The sequence below is a fragment of the Streptomyces sp. NBC_01296 genome, assembly GCF_035984415.1.
GTDB lineage: Bacteria > Actinomycetota > Actinomycetes > Streptomycetales > Streptomycetaceae > Streptomyces.
Genome location: NZ_CP130720.1, coordinates 5,535,299 through 5,556,608 on the forward strand (window position 1 = coordinate 5,535,299; position 21,310 = coordinate 5,556,608).

At 72.8% G+C, this 21,310-nt stretch carries 17 protein-coding genes; 9 read left to right on the forward strand and 8 right to left on the reverse strand.

The genetic code is table 11. The features are described from left to right. Window position 1 precedes the first annotated feature (1 nt). Complete coding sequence (locus OG299_RS25190) at window positions 2–2,080, reverse strand: ATP-binding protein (RefSeq protein ID WP_327362706.1); 2,079 nt, start codon at window positions 2,078–2,080, stop codon at window positions 2–4. A 23-nt stretch (window positions 2,081–2,103) separates the two neighbouring features. Next, window positions 2,104–3,720 carry a carboxyl transferase domain-containing protein gene (locus OG299_RS25195; protein ID WP_266629093.1) on the reverse strand — a complete coding sequence of 539 codons (1,617 nt, stop codon included), beginning with the start codon at window positions 3,718–3,720 and terminating at the stop codon, window positions 2,104–2,106. Between the two features lie 99 nt (window positions 3,721–3,819). On the opposite strand from OG299_RS25195, the gene OG299_RS25200 reads away from it, so the two are divergent. Together OG299_RS25200 and OG299_RS25205 are read left to right on the forward strand one after the other, a co-directional pair. Further along, window positions 3,820–4,398 carry an SACE_7040 family transcriptional regulator gene (locus tag OG299_RS25200; RefSeq protein WP_266629095.1) on the forward strand — a complete coding sequence of 193 codons (579 nt, stop codon included), beginning with the start codon at window positions 3,820–3,822 and terminating at the stop codon, window positions 4,396–4,398. Window positions 4,399–4,454: 56 nt separating this feature from the next. Next, complete coding sequence (locus tag OG299_RS25205; RefSeq protein WP_266629097.1) at window positions 4,455–5,276, forward strand: phosphatase; 822 nt, start codon at window positions 4,455–4,457, stop codon at window positions 5,274–5,276. 43 nt (window positions 5,277–5,319) lie between these two features. Here OG299_RS25205 and OG299_RS25210 read toward each other — a convergent pair whose 3' ends face one another. Then, window positions 5,320–6,186: an SDR family oxidoreductase gene (locus OG299_RS25210; protein WP_327362707.1), complete on the reverse strand. Its 867-nt coding sequence runs from the start codon at window positions 6,184–6,186 to the stop codon at window positions 5,320–5,322. A gap of 80 nt (window positions 6,187–6,266) precedes the next feature. Here OG299_RS25210 and OG299_RS25215 point away from each other — a divergent pair, with 80 nt between their 5' ends. Next, complete coding sequence (locus OG299_RS25215) at window positions 6,267–6,752, forward strand: MarR family winged helix-turn-helix transcriptional regulator (RefSeq protein WP_327362708.1); 486 nt, start codon at window positions 6,267–6,269, stop codon at window positions 6,750–6,752. An 8-nt stretch (window positions 6,753–6,760) separates the two neighbouring features. On the opposite strand, the gene OG299_RS25220 is transcribed toward OG299_RS25215, so the two are convergent. The 5 genes from OG299_RS25220 to OG299_RS25240 all read right to left on the reverse strand — a co-directional run bounded on the left by OG299_RS25220 (window position 6,761) and on the right by OG299_RS25240 (window position 11,897). Then, a complete protein-coding gene (locus OG299_RS25220) occupies window positions 6,761–7,714 on the reverse strand; it encodes a cation diffusion facilitator family transporter (protein ID WP_327362709.1) in 954 nt (317 codons plus the stop codon). An 86-nt stretch (window positions 7,715–7,800) separates the two neighbouring features. Continuing rightward, the gene (tesB, locus tag OG299_RS25225; RefSeq protein WP_266629104.1) at window positions 7,801–8,679 is read right to left on the reverse strand and encodes an acyl-CoA thioesterase II; all 879 of its coding nucleotides are present in this window, start codon (window positions 8,677–8,679) and stop codon (window positions 7,801–7,803) included. 34 nt (window positions 8,680–8,713) lie between these two features. Beyond that, window positions 8,714–9,871 (reverse strand): acyl-CoA dehydrogenase family protein, encoded by a 1,158-nt coding sequence (locus OG299_RS25230; protein ID WP_266629106.1) that lies wholly within the window; start codon window positions 9,869–9,871, stop codon window positions 8,714–8,716. Window positions 9,872–10,042: 171 nt separating this feature from the next. Continuing rightward, a complete protein-coding gene (locus tag OG299_RS25235) occupies window positions 10,043–10,366 on the reverse strand; it encodes a hypothetical protein (RefSeq protein ID WP_327362710.1) in 324 nt (107 codons plus the stop codon). Between the two features lie 130 nt (window positions 10,367–10,496). Next, a complete protein-coding gene (locus OG299_RS25240; RefSeq protein ID WP_266629110.1) occupies window positions 10,497–11,897 on the reverse strand; it encodes a PucR family transcriptional regulator in 1,401 nt (466 codons plus the stop codon). A 116-nt stretch (window positions 11,898–12,013) separates the two neighbouring features. On the opposite strand from OG299_RS25240, the gene speB reads away from it, so the two are divergent. The 6 genes from speB to OG299_RS25270 all read left to right on the forward strand — a co-directional run bounded on the left by speB (window position 12,014) and on the right by OG299_RS25270 (window position 21,258). Beyond that, window positions 12,014–12,979 (forward strand): agmatinase, encoded by a 966-nt coding sequence (gene speB / locus OG299_RS25245; protein ID WP_266629112.1) that lies wholly within the window; start codon window positions 12,014–12,016, stop codon window positions 12,977–12,979. Between the two features lie 26 nt (window positions 12,980–13,005). Further along, window positions 13,006–14,691, forward strand: coding sequence for a thiamine pyrophosphate-binding protein (locus OG299_RS25250; RefSeq protein ID WP_266629114.1), 1,686 nt, complete (start codon window positions 13,006–13,008; stop codon window positions 14,689–14,691). A gap of 88 nt (window positions 14,692–14,779) precedes the next feature. After that, window positions 14,780–15,262 (forward strand): GntR family transcriptional regulator, encoded by a 483-nt coding sequence (locus OG299_RS25255; protein ID WP_327362711.1) that lies wholly within the window; start codon window positions 14,780–14,782, stop codon window positions 15,260–15,262. 138 nt (window positions 15,263–15,400) lie between these two features. Further along, on the forward strand, window positions 15,401–19,231 hold the full coding sequence (locus OG299_RS25260) for an ABC transporter ATP-binding protein (RefSeq protein WP_327364593.1): 3,831 nt from the start codon (window positions 15,401–15,403) through the stop codon (window positions 19,229–19,231). Window positions 19,232–19,338: 107 nt separating this feature from the next. Further along, entirely contained in the window at window positions 19,339–19,740 is a 402-nt protein-coding gene (locus OG299_RS25265) for a hypothetical protein (RefSeq protein WP_327362712.1), read from the forward strand. An 84-nt stretch (window positions 19,741–19,824) separates the two neighbouring features. Further along, complete coding sequence (locus tag OG299_RS25270) at window positions 19,825–21,258, forward strand: S28 family serine protease (RefSeq protein WP_327362713.1); 1,434 nt, start codon at window positions 19,825–19,827, stop codon at window positions 21,256–21,258. The last annotated feature ends 52 nt before the right edge of the window (window positions 21,259–21,310 follow it).

Sequence of the window (21,310 nt, forward strand, 5' to 3'; positions counted from 1 at the left end):
TTCACTTGGCCTCCCCTTCTTCCTTGTCCTCTTCCTCGTCCGGGGTGACGACGGCCAGGACCTGGTCCATGGCGACGGTCGTGCCGGGGGAGACGTCCAGCTCGGTGACCGTGCCGGAGTGCGGGGCGGAGATGACGTGCTCCATCTTCATCGCCTCGACGACGAGCAGGCTCTGCCCGGCGACGACGCGGTCGCCGACGGCGACCTTGACCACGGTGACGGTGCCGGGCATGGGGGCGGCGAGGGTATCGGCGCCGGCGTGGCCGGCGCCGCTGAGGGCGGCGGTGACGGGGTCGTGGTCCTGCACGTGCCAGGAGTCGCCGTCGCGGCCGAGCCAGGTCCCCTCAGGGGAGGCCGCCTGGCTGAACCGGTGGGTGACACCGTCGAGTTCGACCGTCAGGTACTCGGCGGTGCGGGCCACGATCCGGCCGCGGGCCGGTGCGCCGGGGCTCTGCCCCGGGCCCTGCGCCTCGATCGCCGACGGGGCCGGATCGTCCCCGGTGTCGGTGAGCAGGAGCTCGGTCTCGGTGCCCGACGGGCGGGTGCGGACGGTGACCGGGTCCTGGCCCGGGAGGCGGAAGTGGTGGACCGTCCAGGCGGGGGTGCCGCCGAGGCGCCAGCCGCTGGCCGCCCCGAACGGGTCGACCCACCCGTCCGCGGCCGCTGCCGCACCGTCCTGGGCCAGCAGCGCAGCCGTGGCGTACACCTCCGGCGGGACGCCCTCCGGCAGCATGCCGGCCAGGTCCCGCTCCACCAGGCCCGTGTCCAGGTCCCCGGACACCACATCCGGGTGCGCCAACAGCCGCCGCAGGAAACCGGTGTTGGTCTGGACGCCCAGGATCACGGTGTCGGCCAGGGCGCCCCGCAGCACCCGGAGGGCAGCGGCTCGGTCCGGACCGTACGCGATCACCTTCGACAGCATCGGGTCGTACGTCGACCCGGTGTCCACCCCCGCCGTCAGGCCGGAGTCCGTACGGACGGAGCCCCCCGACGGCTCGGACAGCGCGAGGACCGTACCGCCGGACGGCAGGAACCCCCGCGCCGGGTCCTCGGCGCAGACGCGCGCCTCGATCGCGTGCCCCGTGAGGGTGACATCGGACTGGGAGAAGGCCAGCGGAGCGCCCGCCGCAACCCGCAGCTGCTGTTCCACCAGGTCCAGCCCGGTGATCAGCTCCGTCACCGGGTGCTCCACCTGGAGGCGGGTGTTCATCTCCATGAAGTAGTACGAGGACGGGTCCCCGCCCGGCACGATGAACTCCACCGTGCCCGCGCCGACGTACCCGCACGAGCGCGCCGCCTCCACCGCCGCCGCGCCCATCGAGGCCCGCAGTTCCGGTGTGAGCAGGACCGACGGGGCCTCCTCGATCACCTTCTGGTGGCGCCGCTGCAGGGAGCACTCGCGCTCGCCCAGGTGCACCACGTTCCCGTGCGCGTCCGCCAGCACCTGGATCTCGATGTGCCGCGGCCGGTCCACCCAGCGCTCCACGAGCAGCGTGTCGTCGCCGAACGACGACCGTGCTTCGCGGCGCGCCGCCGCGATCTCCTCGCCCAGCAGGCCGGCGTCGCGGACGAGCCGCATGCCCTTGCCGCCGCCGCCCGCCGAGGGCTTCAGCAGCACCGGCATGCCGATCTCTTCGGCGGCCGCGACCAGTTCGGCGTCCGAAAGGCCGCTGGCCGAGGAGCCGGGCACGACCGGGACCCCGGCCGCCTTCACGGTCTGCTTGGCGCGGATCTTGTCGCCCATCAGGGAGATCGCCGAGGCGGGCGGCCCGATGAAGGCCAGGCCCGCCTCCGCGCAGGCGGCCGCGAAGGCCGCGTTCTCCGCGAGGAAGCCGTAGCCCGGGTGAACGGCCTCGGCCCCCGTGCGCCGCGCCGCGTCGAGCAGCCGCTCCACCGACAGGTAGCTCTCGGCGGCCGCCGCCGGGCCGATCCGGACGGCCGTGTCGGCCTCCCGTACGTGCCGTGCGTCCGCGTCCGCGTCGCTGAAGACGGCCACGGACCGCACCCCGAGCTCCCGCAGCGTGCGGATGACCCGGACCGCGATCTCGCCCCGGTTCGCGACCAGAACAGTGCTGAACATCGAAGAAGTCCTCACGTCACACGTCACATTCGGAAGATGCCGAAGCCCGCGTCGCCCAGCGGGGCGTTCGCGCACGCGGTCAGGGCCAGTCCCAGCACCTGCCGGGTCTCCATCGGGTCGATGACCCCGTCGTCCCACAGCCGCGCGGTGGCGTAGTAGGCGTTGCCCTGCTCCTCGTACTGCGCGCGGACCGGGGCCTTGAAGGCCTCCTCGTCCTCGAGCGGCCACTCCTGGCCCGCGCCCTCGATCTGGTCCCGCTTGACCGTGGCGAGCACGGACGCGGCCTGTTCGCCGCCCATCACGGAGATCTTGGCGTTGGGCCACATCCACAGGAACCGCGGCGAGTACGCCCGGCCGCACATCGAGTAGTTGCCCGCGCCGTACGAGCCGCCGACCACCACCGTCAGCTTCGGGACCCGGGTGCAGGCCACGGCCGTGACCATCTTGGCGCCGTGCTTGGCGATGCCGCCGGCCTCGTAGTCGCGGCCGACCATGAAGCCCGAGATGTTCTGGAGGAAGAGGAGCGGGATCCCGCGCTGGTCGCACAGCTCGATGAAGTGCGCGCCCTTCTGGGCGGATTCGGAGAACAGGATGCCGTTGTTGGCGACGATGCCGACCGGGTGGCCGTGGATCCGGGCGAACCCGGTGACCAGCGTCTGGCCGAACTCCGACTTGAACTCCTGGAAGCGGGACCCGTCCACGATGCGGGCGATGACCTCGCGGGCGTCGTAGGGGGTGCGCGAGTCGACCGGGACCGCGCCGTACAGCCCGTACGGGTCCACCTTCGGCTCTTCCGGCGCCTCGACCGACCAGGGCAGGGCCCCGCGCTCGGGCAGGGTCGCCACGATGTTCCGTACGATCCGCAGCGCGTGCGCGTCGTCCTCCGCGAGGTGGTCGGTGACGCCCGAGACCCGGGAGTGGACCTCGCCGCCGCCGAGCTCCTCGGCCGTGACCACCTCGCCGGTGGCGGCCTTCACCAGCGGCGGGCCGCCGAGGAAGATCGTGCCCTGCCCGCGGACGATGACGGCCTCGTCGCTCATCGCCGGGACGTACGCGCCGCCCGCCGTGCAGGAGCCGAGGACGGCGGCGATCTGCGGGATGCCGGCGCCGGACATGCGCGCCTGGTTGTAGAAGATGCGGCCGAAGTGCTCCCGGTCGGGGAAGACCTCGTCCTGCATGGGGAGGAAGGCGCCGCCCGAGTCGACCAGGTAGAGGCAGGGGAGACGATTCTCCAGGGCCACTTCCTGGGCGCGCAGGTGCTTCTTGACGGTCATCGGGTAGTACGTGCCGCCCTTGACGGTGGCGTCGTTCGCGACGATCACGCACTCGCGGCCGCTGACCCGGCCGATGCCCGCGATGACCCCGGCGGCCGGGGCCGCGCCCCCGTACATGCCCTCGGCGGCCAGCGGGGCCAGCTCCAGGAAGGGGGACCCGGGGTCCAGGAGGGTGTCCACGCGGTCGCGGGGGAGCAGCTTCCCGCGGGCGGTGTGGCGGGCGCGGGCCTTCTCGCCGCCGCCGAGCCGGGCCGCGTCGAGTCGCGCCCGCAGCCCCTCGGCGAGCTCGCGGTGGGCGGCCTCGTTGGTCCGCCAGGCCTCGGACGCCGGGTCCGCGGCGCTCGTCAGCACTGGTGCCTGCTGCATCGGTCGAGCTCCCTTGCTCGGTGCACGCTGTTAATGAGCGTTAACGCATGTACCGCCTAGGTTAACGAGCGCTAACGGCCCTGTCTAGAATGGATTCCCATGAGCACCAGAGCGGCCGCCCCGACCCGTCGCGAGCAGATCCTCAGTGAGGCCGCCCGCCTCTTCGCCGCGCGCGGGTTCCACGGTGTCGGTGTGGACGAGATAGGGGCCGCGGTGGGCATCAGCGGCCCCGGCCTGTACCGCCATTTCGCGGGCAAGGACGCCATGCTCGCCGAGCTGCTGGTCGGGATCAGCGAGCGGCTGCTGACCGGCGGCCGCCACCGGGTGGCCGCAGCCGCGGGCGACCCGGTCGGCGTACTGGCCTCCCTCATCGACGGCCACATCGACTTCGCCCTCGACGACCGGGCGCTGATCACCCTGCACGACCGCGAGCTGGACCGGCTGCGCGAGGCCGACCGCAAGCTCGTGCGGCAGCTCCAGCGCAAGTACGTGGAGCTGTGGGTGGAGGTCGTACGGGAACTGCACCCGGAGGTCGGCGAGGCGGAGGTACGGGTGTCCGTCCATGCCGTCTTCGGCCTGCTCAACTCCACCCCGCACCTGGCGGCGCTCGGCCGGGAGGCGACGGAATCGCTGCTGCGGCGACTGGCGCACGGCGCGTTCGGGGCGCTGTCGGGGTGAAACGACGCGTCCGCTGGTCGGAATGGAACCGGCGACTCGGGCCCGGCGGCGGCAGAATGGGCCGCATGCCGAAGCCGATAGAGACGCCCGCCCTGTCAGTTGAACCGCCGAGCCGCACCGAACTCGTCGACCACCTGGTCCGCACCCGGATCTCGGGCCAGGTCGCCACGCCCCGCGAGAACAACCTGTCGCACTACCGCAAGCTCGCCAACGGCGACCGGCACTACTGGCTGGGCCTGGAGCTGGGCGACCGTTGGGCGGACGAGCAGGACGTGCTGGCCGTGATGGCGGAGCGGTGCGGGGTCGTCGACGACGCCGCGTACCGGTTCGGCCAGGACACGATCGACCCGGAGCTGACGGTGTCCGGCCTGGACCGGATGGCGGCGCGACTGCGCAAGGCGGCCCTGGACCGGCAGAGCGTGCTGCTGGCCACGGGGCACCCGGGCGGCCTGCTGGACGTCCACCGCGCGACGGCGGCGGCGCTGCGCGCCGCGGGCTGCGAGATCGTGGTGATCCCGCCCGGCCTGGTCGCGGACGAGGGCTCGGTGTGGCAGTTCGCGGACGTCGCGGTGCTGGAGCGCGGGGCCACGCTGTGGCACACCCACTCCCCGGAGCCGATGGCCGCGATCCTGGACGGCCTGACGGCGGCGAACCGCCCCCAGCCGGACCTGGTCGTCGCCGACCACGGCTGGGCGGGGTGTGCGGCGCAGCGCGGGCTGGACGCGGTGGGCTACGCGGACTGCAACGACCCGGCGCTGTTCATCGGCGAGGCGGAGGGCACCCTGCAGGTGGCGGTCCCGCTCGACGACCACGTCCGCGACCCGCGCTTCTACGACCCGATGGTGGCGTACCTGCTGTCGGCGGCGGGCCTGCGCTAGCCCGCCCGGCGGGGCTTCGTTCCGGCCCCGCCGGCGTGTGCGGTCACGACTGGCCCAGCCAGTTGGTCATCTCGGTCTGGACGGCCGAACCGTCGAGGTCGGCGAGCTTCATGCCCACGAAGGTGCGGGCCCAGTCGGAGGTCTGGATCCGGAACGGCATCTTCTCGGCGGTCAGCGCGTCGATGACCGGCGCCGCCGCCTGCTCCGGGGTCTGGGCGGTGTCGCTGCCGAAGGACTGCAGGGCGTGGTTGATGTAGCCCTGCAGCGCCGGGGCGTACGGACCCGCCTGGGCGAGCAGCGCCGGGATGTCGAGCCCGACGTTGTTCACGAACTCGCTGGCGACGGCGCCCGGTTCGACGACGGACACCTGGACGCCCATGGCCGCGGCGACCGGGGCCAGGGACTCCATGAAGCCCTCGACGGCGAACTTGGCGGCGCAGTAGGACTCGTTGAACGGCTGGCCGACCACGCCGCCGACGCTCGTCACGGTGATGACCCGGCCCCCCGAGGCGCGCAGGTGGGGCAGCGCGGCCCGGGTGAGCTCGGCGACGCCGAAGAAGTTGACCTCCATGACGGACCGCAGCTTCTCCATGCCGTGCTGCTCGATGGTGCCGACGAAGCCGGCCCCCGCGTTGTTCACGACCGCGTCGAGGTGTCCGTGTTCGGCGACGACCTCGGCCACGCACGTGGCCACGGAGTCCGCGTCGGTCACGTCCAGCTGCTTGACCTGCACGAGGTCGGCGACACCGGCTTCTGCGGCGGCCTTCTGCAGGGCGCCGGCGCGGGTGGTGTCCCGCATCGTGGCGACGGCGAGCCAGCCCGCCCGGGCGGCGGCGACCGCGGCGGCCAGGCCGATGCCCGAAGAGGTGCCGGTGATCAGAACGGTCTTGGCAGTGGTCTTGGCGCTCATGAAAGGGTCTCCCTAGATTTGTGCGTGCACACACACATTAACGTTGTGTGCGTGTGCACGCAACCCGGTATCCTTCCCCCATGGCGCACACGAATCTCAACTTGGACGGTCTCACCCCCCGCGACCACGCCTTCTACGGCCTGGTCTGGGCCGGAACCACCCTCACCGCCCGGGTCGACCAGGTGCTCACGCGCCGCCACGACCTGCCGCTGTCGTGGTTCGAGGTCATGCTGTGGCTGAGCGTCCAGCAGGAGCCGGTTGCGCCCTCGGAGCTGGGCGCCAGGACCCTGCTCAGCCGCAGCCAGGTCTCCCGCGTAGCCGATTCGCTCCGGGCCCGCGGCCTGGTCGAACGGGTCCCGTCCCCGACGGACGCCCGGTCCGTGGGGATCGCCCTCACCGAGGCGGGCCGCCGCGCCTTCGCGGAGGCCGACGCCACCCGCCGCGAGGCCCTCGCCGAGGTCTTCGACGACCGCCTCGACGACGCGGACATAGCCGCGCTGGAGGCGATCTGGGCCAAGCTCAAGGCCCGCCCCGAGAACGAACGGCAGGCCCAGGCCCAGGCCTAGGCGCAGGACTAAGGCCGGATGCCGGGCAGGACCTCGGCGTCCGGGCCGGGGGCGGGTGTCGGGTCCAGGTACACCCGGCGGATGGCCGGCCACCGCTCCCGCAGCTGGTCCTCCGCGTCCTCGCACGCCGCCTCCACCTGCCGGGCCGACGCCAGGTCGTGGAAGTCGATCTTCGCCGCGATCAGCACCTCCGACGGCCCCTGAACCAGGGTCGTCAGCTCCAGCACGCCCTCGATGTGCGGCACGGTCAGCAGCTCCTCCCGCACCTCGGCCCGCATCGCCGCAGGCAGCGGCCGCCCGATCAGGTACTGGGCGTTCGAGCGGCCCAGCTCCCACGCCACCATCACCAGCAGCAGCCCGATCAGCAGCGACGCGATCCCGTCGGACACCCCCGACCCGGTGAGCTGCGCCCCCAGCAGGCCGCCCGCCGCCAGGACGAGCCCGATCAGTGCGGCCACGTTCTCCAGCAGCACCGCCTTCACCGCCGTGTCCGGGGTGTGCTTCACGTACACGGCCAGCGGGGCCCGCATCCGGGCCGCCTCGCCCCGCATCTGCCGCCAGGCCACCAGCAGCGAGTAGCCCTCCAGTACGAAGGCCACGGCGAGGATCGCGTACGAGAGCGCGGGGTCGCCCGGCTCCTCGCCTTGCACCAGCGTGTGGATCCCGTCGTACACGGCGAACACCGCGCCGCCGGCGAACGTCGCGATCGACGCGAGCAGCGCCCAGATGTACCGCTCCGGCCCGTAGCCCAGCGGGTGGGCCTCGTCCGCGGGCCGTGCGCTCCGCTTCAGCGCGGTCAGCAGCAGGACCTCCGTCACCGTGTCGGCCACCGAGTGCGCGGCCTCCGACAGCATCGCGCTCGACCCGCTGACGATGCCGCCGAACGCCTTGGCCGCTGCGATCCCCAGATTGGTGACCACGGCGACGACGACCGTACCGACGCTCTCGGATTCCTCGGGCATGAGGTGACGGTAGGGCCGATGCTCAGCCCGAGGGGTCAGCGACACCCGACGGGACCGCCGTCCGGCCCCCCAGGGGTGCTCCGGGGTCAGGCGCGCGGGACGCGCACCACGCCCTCCTGGATGACGGTCACGGCGAGCCGTCCGTCCTGCGTCCAGATGCGGGCCTGCCCGAGGCCGCGCCCGGCGGCCGCCGACGGGGACTCCTGGTCGTACAGCAGCCACTCGTCGGCGCGGAACGGCCGGTGGAACCACATCGCGTGGTCCAGCGAGGCGCCGACCACGTCGCCGACCGCCCAGCCGCCCCGGCCGTGCGCGAGCAGCACCGAGTCGAGCAGGGTCATGTCCGAGACGTACGTGGCCAGGCAGGTGTGCAGGAGCGCGTCGTCGCTCTCCAGCTTGCCGGCCGTACGGAACCACACCTGCGAGCGCGGCTCGACCGGCTCGCCGACGCTGCCCCAGGGCGGGACGGTCGCGTACCGCAGGTCCACCGCGCCGCGCGCCTCGATCAGCCGCTCCACCGTGCCCGGGTCGCGGAAGATCTCCCGGTACGCGGGCAGGGACTCGGCGGCCGTCGGCAGGGTCTCCGGATCGGGCGCGTCCGGCATCGCGACCTGGTGGTCGAGGCCCTCCTCGTACGTCTGGAAGGACGCGGAGAGGTGGAAGATCGGCTGGCCGTGCTGGACGGCGACGACCCGGCGGGTGGTGAAGGAGCGCCCGTCGCGGATCCGGTCGACCGCGTACACGATCGGCGCGCCCGGGTCCCCGGCGCGCAGGAAGTACGAGTGCAGCGAGTGCGCGGTGCGGTCCTCGGGAACGGTCCGGCCGGCCGCGACCAGGGCCTGGGCCGCGACCTGGCCGCCGAAGACGCGCGGTACCAGCGCCGAACGGCTGGTACCGCGGAAGATGTTCTCCTCGATCTGCTCGAGGTCGAGCAAATCGAGGAGCGTCGTCAGTGCCTCGTTCATGGGGGAAGGGTAAGTCCCTTGTCCCGAAGGGCCCTTACAGGCCCATCGACTTGGCGATGATGGACTTCATGATCTCGCTGGTGCCGCCGTAGATGCGGTTGACGCGGTTGTCGGCGTACAGGCGGGCGATCGGGTACTCGTTCATGTAGCCGTAGCCGCCGTGCAGCTGGAGGCAGCGGTCGATCACACGGTGCGCGACCTCGGTGCAGAACAGCTTCGCGGAGGCGGCCTCGGCGGGGGTCAGCTCGCCGGCGTCCAGGGCCTCCAGGGCGCGGTCCGCGACGGCCTGGGCGGCGTCCACCTCGGCCTGGCAGGCGGCCAGCTCGAACTTGGTGTTCTGGAAGTGCGCGACCGGCTTGCCGAAGACGGTGCGGTCGGTGACGTACTGCTGGGCGAACCGGACGGCCGCGGCGGCCTGGGCGTACGCGCCGAACGCGATGCCCCAGCGCTCGGAGGCCAGGTTGTGGCCGAGGTAGTAGAAGCCCTTGCCCTCCTCACCCATCAGGTCCTCGACGGGCACCTTGACGTCGACGAACGCCAGCTCGGCGGTGTCGGAGGTGCGCAGGCCGAGCTTGTCGAGCTTGCGGCCGATCGAGTAGCCCTCGGACTTGGTGTCCACGGCGAACAGGGAGATGCCGAAGCGGCGGTCGTCCTCGCGCGGGGCGGCGGTACGGGCGCAGACGATCACGCGGTCGGCGTGCACGCCGCCGGTGATGAAGGTCTTGGAGCCGTTGAGGACGTAGTGCGTGCCGTCCTCGGAGAGCTTGGCGGTGGTCTTCATGCCCGCGACGTCGGAACCGGTGCCCGGCTCGGTCATCGCGAGGGCCCACATCTCCTCACCGGAGACGAACTTCGGCAGGTAGCGCTTCTTCTGCTCGACGTCGGCCAGCATCTTGATGTAGGGGAGGGCGAGCAGCACGTGCACGCCGGAGCCGCCGAAGTTCACGCCCGCGCGGGAGGTCTCCTCGTAGAGGACGGCCTCGAACTTGTGGGTGTCCAGGCCTGCGCCGCCGAACTCCTCGGGGACGTTGATGCCGAAGACGCCCAGCTCGCCGAGCTTGTAGTAGAAGTCGCGGGGGGCCTGGCCGGCCGCGAACCACTCGTCGTAGACCGGGACGACCTCGGCCTCTATGAACGCGCGGATGGTCTCGCGGAACGCCTCGTGGTCCTCGTTGAAAACGGTACGGCGCACAGCCGCCTCCTCGATCCTGTCGCCCGTCGCGCTGTCGCGCCGTGTCTAAGCGCTTGCTCAGACCAATAAGTTACCCGTGGGTTGGGCGAGCTGTCCAGAGTCGGGGAGGGGTACCGGGTGTGATGTCCGGCGGCCTCGTCGTGCGGGCCGCCGGACACCCGGCGTTCGGGACTACTGGCCGAGCATGTGGCCGGTCCACTGACCGGCGGCACCCTGCATCAGGGCCTCGTTGCTCAGCATCTGGGTCCCGGGCATCGCCGCCATGCCGATGTCGCCGGCCGACGCCGTGCCGTTGTGCGAGCCGACCGTGTTGTCGCGGCCGGCGTTGAACACGTCGTCGCCGGCCACCTGGGTCAGGTCGCCGAAGACGATCGAGTACGTGTTGTCGATCGGCGCGTACACGACGAAGTTGTCGTCGGCGGAGGCGGCGGACGCACCGGCCAGGATGATGCCGCCGGCGGCGAGAGCGGTCAGGGCGAGGCGGATCGATCGCACGAGGAGTGCCTTTCGGGGAGGGGGAGGGGAACAGTGCGAACGTAGGCCGCCGCGTACCGCGAGGCACCGCACCCGCCGCCGTACGGCCCGAGTCCATCCGTACGGCGCAGCCCTCCACGACCGGTGCCCGTCAGACCTCGCTGTCCCGGGTCAGCGCGAACCACAGCTCCATCCGGGTGTCCGGGTCGTCGAGATCGCTGCGGAGCAGGGCGGCGACACGGGCGATCCGCTGGCGCACGGTGTTGCGGTGGACGCCGAGGGCCGCGGCCGTCCGGTCCCAGCTGCCGTGGTGCGCCAGCCAGGCGCGCAGGGTCTCCCGGTGGGCCGGGGACAGCGGGGCGAGCAGGGCCTCGGCGTGGGCGCGGGCCTCGGCGGGGTCCACCAGGGCGCCGAGCCCCGCGCCGGTGTGCCGGACCAGCGGGGTGCGGGCCGCCTCCGCCCGCTCCAGCGCCCGGCGGGCCTGCGTGTCGGCGGTGGCCAGGGTGTCGGGCGCGGCCGGGGCGCTCACCCCGAGCCGCCACCCGGGCTGCGCGGCGGGTTCCCGGTCGGTGAGGAGCCGTACCGCCGGGCCGGCCGGGTCCAGCAGTACGGTGCCCAGCGCGGCGGCGAGGGCCTGCGGGTCGGCGCCGCCGCGGGCGTGGACGGCGTACCAGGGCCCGGGCCCGGCCAGCGCCTCGCCGGGGGAGCCGCCCAGCAGCAGCCGGGCCAGGGCCGCCGCCTCCGTTCCGGCGGGGCGGCCCGCCGTGAGCAGGCCCAGCAGCACGGCGGCCACGGAGGCGATGGTGTGGTCCCCGGGAACCCGGGCCGGGGTGGCGAGGGCGAGCACCTGGCCCCCGCCCACGGCGTGCGCGGCCAGCTGCGTCCCGGCCAGGGTGTCGGTTGCCGTCGCCGCCGCCCCGGGGGCCACCCGGTGCGCGAGCGCCTCCAGGGCGGTGCGCACCTCCGGCCCCGGCTCGCCCCCGCCGGCGGCCCGCAGCACCCGGAGCCCGGACGCGGCCCCGGCGGCCGGCTCCAGCAGCCCCGCCCAGCCGGCCAGGCTCGCCGCCAGCCGCGACAGCACCGCCCCCACCGGGTCGGGCCGGGCGGCGGCGGCCGCCAGGGACTGCTGCGCTTCGGCCACCCGGCGCAGCTCCCGGGTCCGGGCCTGCGCCATCAGCCGCCACACCGTACGGGCGACCGCCGTGAAGGGGGTCTGCGGCGGGACCTCCAGCAGCGGCAGCCCGTAGCGGTCGCAGGCCTCCGCCAGGCCGGGCGGGACCGTCTCGTGCACGGGGGTCACCCCGAAGCCGAGCCCGGCCACCCCGGCCCGGACCAGCCGCGACACGTACTCCCCGGCATCCGTCAGCCCTGCCCCGGCGGTGAGCAGCAGCTCCCCGCCCAGCAGGTACGGCGAGGGGTCGGCCATCTCGGAGGCGTGCACCCCGTGCACCTCCGCCTCGGCCGGCCCCGCCAGCCGGTGCAGCCCCAGCTCCCGGTCGGCCAGCAGCGCCGCGAGGGCGACCGGCGGGGTCGGGGGAGAGGAGGCCTCCATGGATACTCCGTACAGATCAAAGGCGGCTGATGGATAAAAAGTACACTTCGCGCCTCTGGGGCATCGCCTTACGCTCGAAGGACCGCACCAGCAGGACCATCAGAAGGGCACCCCCCATGAGCACGCAGCCGCGCGGCCCCGTCGACTCCTCCCGTATCCCGCGCTACGCGGGCCCGGCGACCTTCGCCCGTCTGCCCCGCCTCGACGAGGTCGGCTCCGCCGACGTCGCCGTCGTCGGCGTGCCCTTCGACTCCGGCGTGTCCTACCGCCCCGGTGCCCGCTTCGGCGGCAACGCGATCCGCGAGGCCTCGCGCCTGCTGCGTCCGTACAACCCGGCCCAGGACGCCTCCCCGTTCGCGCTCGCCCAGGTGGCGGACGCCGGTGACATCGCCGTGAACCCCTTCAACATCAACGAGGCCGTCGACCAGGTCGAGGCCGCCGCCGACGAGCTCCTCGGCGCGGGCTCCCGCCTGATGACCCTGGGCGGCGACCACACCATCGCCCTCCCGCTGCTCCGCTCTGTCGCCAAGAAGCACGGCCCGGTGGCGCTGCTGCACTTCGACGCGCACCTGGACACCTGGGACACCTACTTCGGCGCCGAGTACACGCACGGCACGCCGTTCCGCCGCGCCGTGGAGGAGGGCATCCTCGACACCGAGGCGCTCTCGCACGTCGGCACGCGCGGCCCGCTGTACGGCAAGCAGGACCTGGACGACGACGCCAAGATGGGCTTCGGCATCGTGACCTCGGCCGACGTCTACCGGCGCGGCGCCGACGAGGTCGCGGACCAGCTGCGCCAGCGCATCGGCGACCGCCCGCTGTACATCTCGATCGACATCGACGTGCTGGACCCGGCGCACGCGCCCGGCACCGGCACCCCGGAGGCGGGCGGCATGACCTCCCGCGAGCTGCTGGAGATCATCCGCGGCCTGTCCTCCTGCAACCTGGTCTCGGCGGACGTCGTCGAGGTGGCCCCGGCGTACGATCACGCCGAGATCACCTCGGTCGCGGCCTCGCACACCGCGTACGAGCTGACGACGATCATGAGCCGCCAGATCGCTGCCGCGAAGAAGGCGAAGTAGGACCTGAGAAGGGCGAGTAAGCGCACGTGACGCACGACCACGACCTGGTACTCCGTCCCACCGAGGCCCAGACGGCGGCCGCTCTCGCGCCGCCGCCGGGGCGGACGGGCGGGGACCTGGTCGTGGAGACGCTGCGCTCGCTCGGCGCCACCACCGTGTTCGGGCTGCCGGGGCAGCACGCGCTCGGCATGTTCGACGCGGTGGGGCGCTCCGACCTGCGGCTGATCGGGCTGAGGACGGAGAACAACGCCGGGTTCGCGGCGGACGCGTACGGCCGCATCACCGGCGAGGCGGTCCCCCTCCTGCTCTCCACGGGGCCGGGCGCCCTGATGGCCCTGCCGGCCCTGGCGGAGGCGGCCGCCGCGTCGGCGCCGGTCCTCGCCATCGCCTCGCAGGTCCCGGTGGCGGGCCTGGGCGGCGGCCGGCGCGGGCACCTGCACGAGCTGCGGGACCAGTCGGCGTCGTTCCGGGACGTGGTGAAGTCGGTCCACACGGCCCGTACCCCGTCGCAGATCCCGTCCGTGATCGCGGAGGCCTGGGAGTCGGCGCTGACGGCTCCGCACGGCCCGGTCTGGGTGGAGATCCCGGAGGACGTCCTCCGGGCGGAAACGGTGATCCCCCAGGTCACGGGCGTGGACGCGACTCCGCACGAGCTCGCCCCGCGCCCCGAGCTCACCGCGCTGGCGGCGCACTGGCTGGGGCGGGCCTCCCGCCCGGTGATCATCGCGGGCGGCGGGGTGATCCGCTCGGACGCGGCGGGCAAGCTGCGCCGGCTCGCGGAGCGGCTGAACGCCCCCGTGGTCACCACCTTCGGCGGCAAGGGCGCCTTCCCGTGGACGCACCCGCTGTCCCTCCAGTCCTGGCTGGAGGACCGCCACATGACGGACTTCCTCGAGGACGCGGACGTCCTGCTGGTCGTCGGCTCCGGGCTCGGCGAACTGAGTTCGAACTACCATACGTTCTTCCCGACGGGCCGGGTCGTCCAGATCGAGGCGGACCTCGGCAAGCTGGAGTCCAACCACGCGGCCCTCGGCATCCACGCGGACGCCCGCCTCGCCCTGCAGGCCCTCCTGGAAACGGTCCCGGAACGCGAGGACGCGCAGGCGCCGGAGCGCGTCCGGATGGTCCTGTCGGAGATCGAAACCCGACTCGCCGGCCAGGACGTGACGCTGGAGCGCGGGCTCCTGACGTCGATCCGCGCGGCGCTCCCCGCCCGCTCCCCGTCCTTCTGGGACATGACGATCCTGTCCTACTGGGCCTGGTCGGCGTTCGACGCCAAGCACCCCAACACGATGCACTCGGCCCAGGGCGCGGGCGGCCTCGGCTACGCCTTCCCCGCAGCCCTCGGCGCCTGCATCGCGGAACCGGACACCCCGGTCCTGGCCGTCTCGGGCGACGGCGGCGCGATGTACTCGATCGCGGACCTGGCGACGGCGAAGCAGCACGACCTGGACGTGACCTGGCTGATCGTGGACGACGGCGGCTACGGCATCCTGCGCGAGTACATGACGGACTCCTTCGAGGGCCGCACGACGGGCACGGAACTCACCCGCCCGGACTTCGTGGCCCTCGCCCGGTCCTTCGGCGTCCCGGCGGACGTCACGTCTGCGGACACCCTGCGCGCGGACCTCGCGAAGGCGCTCGCCACCCCGGGCCCGACGCTCCTGCTGCTCCCGGCCACGCTCAAAATGTTCGCCCCGACCCACCTCTGACCCCCGCATTCGGGGCGCCCTTCCGATCTCCTGCCTAGGATGTCCGGAGATGTCCAGATCCATCCAAGGGTGATCAGGGAGGCTCCACATGCCGGACGACGCGGCGGGACGGCTCCGCACCGAGGGCGGGGAACCCGCCGTCGAGTTCCTCTCCGTCGGGGACGAGTCCGCACCGGCGGCCGTCTCGGCCGTGCTGGGACTCGCCGAGGGGGCGCCGGCCTGTGTCCGGCGCCGGAGGTTCCTGCTCGACGGGAAGCCCGTGATGCTGGCCGCCTCGTACCTCGACGCCGTCCTCGTCGCCGGTACGCCCATCGCCGAGCCGGACTCCGGCCCCGGCGGGATCCACGCCCGGCTCGCCGAGCTGGGGTACGGGCCCGTCCGGTTCCGCGAGGAGGTCCGCTCCCGGATGCCGTCCCCGGAGGAGGCCGACCGGCTCGGCCCGGCGGCCGGGAACCCGGTGGTGCTGGTCCGCCGTACCGCCTTCGCCGCCGACGGACGGGCGGTCGAGGTCGCCGAGATGGTCCTCGACGCCTCCGCGTACGTACTGGAGTACGAGTTCGACGCGCCGTAGTCCCCGGTCGGGTGAAGCGCGGTCGCCCGGGGAGAACGCCGGTGCGATTGTTGCCGGGGGATGAAATCCGCCGGTCGTGGCGTTGGGGGAGGCGGCAGGACAGGATCAACGGGGAGGCGTCACGTGGCGGCGGCAGAGATGGCAGCGGGCGAGAAACAGGGCTGGGCCCGGCGGCTCGCCGCATACACCTGGCGGTACCGGCTCAATGTTCTGCTGGCGCTCGGGTCCTCCCTGGGCGGCATGGCGGTCATGGCGCTCGTACCGCTGGTCACCAAGGTCATCATCGACGACGTCATCGGCGACCACAGCAAGCCCATGGGGATATGGGCCGGTCTGCTCATAGGCGCGGCGGCCCTCGTGTACGTGATGACGTACATCCGCAGGTACTACGGCGGCCGCCTCGCGCTCGACGTCCAGCACGACCTGCGCACCGACATGTACGACACCATCGCCCGCCTCGACGGGCGCCGCCAGGACGAGCTGTCCACCGGCCAGGTCGTCGGGCGGGCCACGAGCGACCTCCAGCTGATCCAGGGGCTGCTCTTCATGCTGCCCATGACCATCGGGAACTTCCTGCTGTTCGGGATATCCCTCGGCGTCATGCTGTGGCTGTCCCCGCTGCTGACCCTCGTCGCGCTGCTCATGGCCCCCGCCCTCTGGTTCATCGCCAAGCGCAGCCGCAAGAAGCTCTTCCCCGCCACCTGGTGGGCCCAGGGCCAGGCCGCCGCCGTCGCCACCGTCGTCGACGGGGCCGTCACCGGCGTCCGCGTCGTCAAGGGCTTCGGCCAGGAGGAGCAGGAGACCGGCAAGCTGCGCGCCGCCGGGCGGCGGCTGTTCGCCGGGCGGATGCGGACCATCCGCCTCAACTCCCGCTACACCCCCGCCCTGCAGGCCGTGCCCGCCCTCGCCCAGGTCGCCATGCTGGCCCTCGGCGGCTGGATGGCCACCAACGGCCAGGTCACCCTCGGCACCTTCGTGGCCTTCTCCACCTACCTCGCCCAGCTCGTCGGCCCCGTCCGCATGCTCGCCATGGTCCTCACCGTCGGCCAGCAGGCCCGCGCCGGCGTCGAGCGCGTCTTCGAGCTCATCGACACCGAGCCCGTCATCGAAGAGGGCACGCACGAGCTGCCCGCCGACGCCCCCGCCACCGTCGAGTTCGACGAGGTCGTCTTCGGGTACGACCCCGAGCGGCCCGTCCTGGACGGGTTCTCGCTCTCCATCGCGGAGGGCGAGACCGTCGCCGTCGTCGGCTCCTCCGGCTCCGGCAAGTCCACCGTCTCCCTCCTCCTGCCCCGCTTCTACGACGCCGACCGCGGCACCGTCCGCGTCGGCGGACACGACGTGCGCGGGCTGACGTACGACTCCCTGCGCGCCGCCATCGGGCTCGTGCCGGAGGACTCCTTCCTGTTCTCCGACACCATCCGCGCCAACATCGCCTACGGCCACCCCGAAGCCGCCGACGCGCAGATCGAGGCCGCCGCCCGCGCCGCCCAGGCCGAAGGGTTCATCAAGGCCCTGCCCGCCGGGTACGACACCAAGGTCGGCGAGCAGGGGCTCACCCTCTCCGGCGGCCAGCGCCAGCGCATCGCGCTCGCCCGCGCCATCCTCACCGACCCCCGGCTGCTGCTCCTCGACGACGCCACCTCCGCCGTGGACGCCCGTGTCGAGCACGAGATCCACGAGGCGCTGCGCGCCGTCATGGCCGGCCGCACCACCCTCCTCATCGCCCACCGCCGCTCCACGCTCGGGCTGGCCGACCGGATCGCCGTACTCGACCGCGGGCGGCTCTGCGACATCGGAACCCACGAGGAACTGGAGCACAGGTCGCCCCTGTACCGGCGGCTGCTCACCGACCCGGACGCGCTCGGCGCCGCCTCACCGCGCACCCCCGACGCGCCCGCGATGGCCGAGTTCGAGCGGGACATCGAGGGGAACCTCGAACGGGACATCGAACTCGAGGCCGAGATCGACTCCGAGCCGGTCAACGCCAAGCGCCGGGTCGCCGACGGGGTGACCCCCGAGCTCTGGCGCCGCCAGGAGGAATCGGAGACCACCGCGTCCCCCGCGGCCGGGACCGGCGCACCTGGGGCCGGGCACTCCATGGCCGGCGCCGTCGCCGGCATGCCGGCCACCCCCGAGCTGCTCGCACAGGTGGCCGCGCTGCCGCCCGCCGACGACGAGCCCGCCGTGGACGAGGCCCAGGCCGTGTCCGCCGAGAAGAGCTACAACCTGCGCCGGCTGCTCCACGGCTTCTGGGCGCCCCTCGCCGTCAGCCTCGGCCTCGTCGCCGTCGACGCCGGCTCCGGGCTGCTGCTCCCGATCCTGATCCGGCACGGCATCGACAAGGGCGTCGAGCAGGCCGCGCTCGGCGCCGTCTGGGTGGCCGCCGTTCTCGCGCTCGGCATCGTCGTCGCGCAGTGGGCCGCCCAGTTCGCCGAGACCCGGATGACCGGGCGCACCGGCGAGCGCGTCCTGTACGCCCTGCGCGTCAAGATCTTCGCCCAGCTGCAGCGCCTCGGCCTCGACTACTACGAGCGCGAGCTGACCGGCAAGATCATGACCCGGATGACCACCGACGTGGACGCCCTGTCCAGCTTCCTGCAGACCGGGCTCGTCACCGCCGTCGTCTCCGTCTTCACCTTCTTCGGCATCCTGATCGCCCTGCTCGTCCTCGACGTCGAGCTCGCGCTGATCGTCTTCGCGACCCTCCCCGTGCTGGTCCTCGGCACGATCGTGTTCCGCCGCAAGTCGGTCGCCGCGTACGAGCTCGCCCGCGACCGGGTCAGCCTGGTCAACGCCGACCTCCAGGAGTCCGTCTCCGGGCTGCGCATCGTCCAGGCGTTCCGCCGCGAGCGCGCCGGCGCGGCCCGCTTCGCGGAGCGGAGCGACTCGTACCGCGAGGCCCGGGTGCGGGGCCAGTGGCTGATATCCGTCTACTTCCCGTTCGTGCAGCTGCTGTCCTCCGGGGCCGCGGCCGCCGTGCTGATCGTCGGCGCGGGGCGGGTCGAGGCCGGCACCCTCACCACCGGCGCGCTGGTGGCGTACCTCCTCTACATCGACCTGTTCTTCGCCCCCGTCCAGCAGCTCTCCCAGGTCTTCGACGGCTACCAGCAGGCCACCGTCTCCCTCGGCCGGATCCAGGGGCTGCTGCGCGAGCCCACCAGCACCCCGCGCCCGGCCGAGCCCCGCGAGGTCAGGGAGCTGCGCGGCGAGATCGCCTTCGAGGACGTGCGGTTCGCGTACGGCACCGCCGAGGAACGCGGCGAGAAGGGCGAGGCGCTGGCCGGGATCAGCCTGCGGATACCCGCCGGGCAGACCGTCGCCTTCGTCGGCGAGACGGGCGCCGGCAAGTCCACGCTGGTCAAGCTCGTGGCCCGGTTCTACGACCCGACCTCCGGCCGGGTCACCGCCGACGGTGCCGATCTGCGGGAGCTCGACCTGACGGCGTACCGCCACCGGCTGGGGGTCGTCCCCCAGGAGCCGTACCTCTTCCCGGGGACGGTCCGCGACGCCATCGCCTACGGGCGGCCCGAGGCGGGCGACGCCGAGGTGGAGGCGGCCGCCCGCGCGGTCGGCGCCCACGACATGATCGCCACCCTCGACGGCGGCTACCTGCACACCGTCGCCGAGCGCGGGCGCAACCTCTCGGCCGGCCAGCGCCAGCTGATCGCCCTGGCCCGCGCCGAACTCGTCGACCCGGACGTGCTGCTGCTCGACGAGGCCACCGCCGCGCTCGACCTGGCCACCGAGGCCCAGGTCAACCGGGCCACGGACCGGCTCGCCGGCAAGCGCACCACCCTCGTGGTGGCGCACCGGCTGACCACGGCCGCGCGCGCCGACCGGGTCGTGGTCATGGACCGCGGCCGGGTCGTGGAGGACGGCACCCACGCCGAACTCGTGGCCCGCGGCGGCCGCTACGCCGAACTGTGGCGCACCTTCGTCGGCGAGGACGAGCCCGCCGCGGCGTAGGCGGCGCCGCCCCGCCCCGGCCCCCCGGATCTTGCTGTATGCAACCTTCCGGGGGGTCAGTGCGTCGTACGTGCGTACGTGTTGCGTACGACTGATCGGGGGGCAGGGTGGGGCACGGGCGGAAGGGGCGCGGCCGGGGGGCCGCGTCGGCAGGGGTGTTCGGGGCGGGGCTCGCGCTCTGCTTCGGCAGCCTGATCGCGGCGCCGCCGGCGCACGCGGCGACCGGTGGCTGCGGGGGCGGCCTGGTCAGGACGCTGCCGCTGCCGACGGGCGAGGTACGCATCTACAAGAGCCGTACGCAGGCCTGCGCGGTGACGGTGGCCCACGACCCGGGCCGGCGCCGGGCGATGGCGGTGAGCATCCAGCCGCGCGGCGGGGTCCCGGTCGGCGATGCGGGGCGATTCACCCGATATGCCGGTCCTGTCACTGTCGGTGCGATCAGCCGCTGCGTGTATGTAAAGGGGAGCATCGAGGCCGGATCCGTCGAATCCGGCTGGATCCTGTGCTGAACGAGCGTCCCAACTAGGTCTGGTCAGCCATGCGTTGACCCCGCTAGGTTCACGGGCGACCGAAGTGAACTCAGGGGAGGGTGAATGCGCAAGACGCTCGGCTGGCTGCTGTCGCTCGTGGTGCTGATCGGCACCATGGGCGCAGCCGGCTTCACGGCTCAGGCGGCCACCGCCGCAGGGCCGTCCGCCGCGACGGACATCAAGGACGAGATCCTCGCCATTGCGGGGATGAGTCTGATCGAGGAGAAGGAGTACCCCGGGTACCGCTTCTTCGTACTGAACTACGAACAGCCGGTCGACCACCGGCAGCCCTCGAAGGGCACCTTCAAGCAGCGCCTCACCCTGCTGCACAAGGACGTCTCCCGGCCCACGGTGTTCTTCACCTCCGGCTACAACGTCAACACCAGCCCGCGCCGCAGTGAGCCGACGACCATCGTCGACGGCAACCAGGTGTCGCTGGAGTATCGATTCTTCACGCCCTCCCGGCCCGATCCGGCCAACTGGGCGAACCTGGACATCTGGCAGGCCGCCAGCGACCAGCACCGCATCTACACCGCCCTGAAGAAGGTCTACAAGAAGAACTGGCTGGCCACGGGCGGCAGCAAGGGCGGTATGACGGCGACGTACTACGAGCGCTACTACCCGCGTGACATGGACGGTGTCGTCGCGTACGTCGCGCCGAACGACGTCGTCAACAAGGAGGACTCGGCGTACGACCGGTTCTTCGCCAAGGTCGGCACCAAGGAGTGCCGCGACAAGCTGAACGCGGTGCAGCGCGAGGCGCTCGTCCGCCGTGAGCCGCTGGAGGCCAAGTACGCGGCCGCCGCCGCCGAGAACGGCTGGACCTTCAACACCGTCGGCAGCCTCGACAAGGCCTACGAGGCCGTCGTGCTCGACTACGTGTGGGCCTTCTGGCAGTACAGCCTGCTGGCCGACTGCGCCTCCATCCCGGCCGCCGCGACCGCGAGCGACCAGGAGATCTGGGACTCGATCGACACGATCTCCGGCTTCTCGGCCTACGCCGACCAGGGCCTCGAGACGTACGCGCCGTACTACTACCAGGCGGGTACGCAGCTCGGTTCGCCCGACATCAAGCAGCCGCACCTGGGGGGCCTGAGCCGCTACGGCTACCAGCCGCCGCGCAACTTCGTGCCGCGCGAGATCCCGATGACCTTCCAGCCGGGGGTCATGGCGGACGTGGACAACTGGGTGAAGAACAACGCGAACCAGATGCTGTTCGTGTACGGGCAGAACGACCCGTGGGGCGCTGAACCGTTCCACCTCGGCTACACGGTCCGCGACAGCTACGTGATGATCGCGCCCGGCGCCAACCACGGGGCCAACGTCGCCAAGCTCCAGGACGGCGAGAAGGCGCTGGCCACGCAGAAGATCCTGCAGTGGGCCGGGGTCGCCCCGGCCGCCGCGCTCGCCGACGCGGGCCGGGCGACGCCGCTGGCGAAGCCCGACGCGGTGCTCGACCAGAAGGACCAGGAGCGCGAGCCGCAGCTGCGGCCGTAGCTCCCGGGCAGGGCCCAGGGGCCACGGGAGAGGTGGTACGGCTGGACCCTCT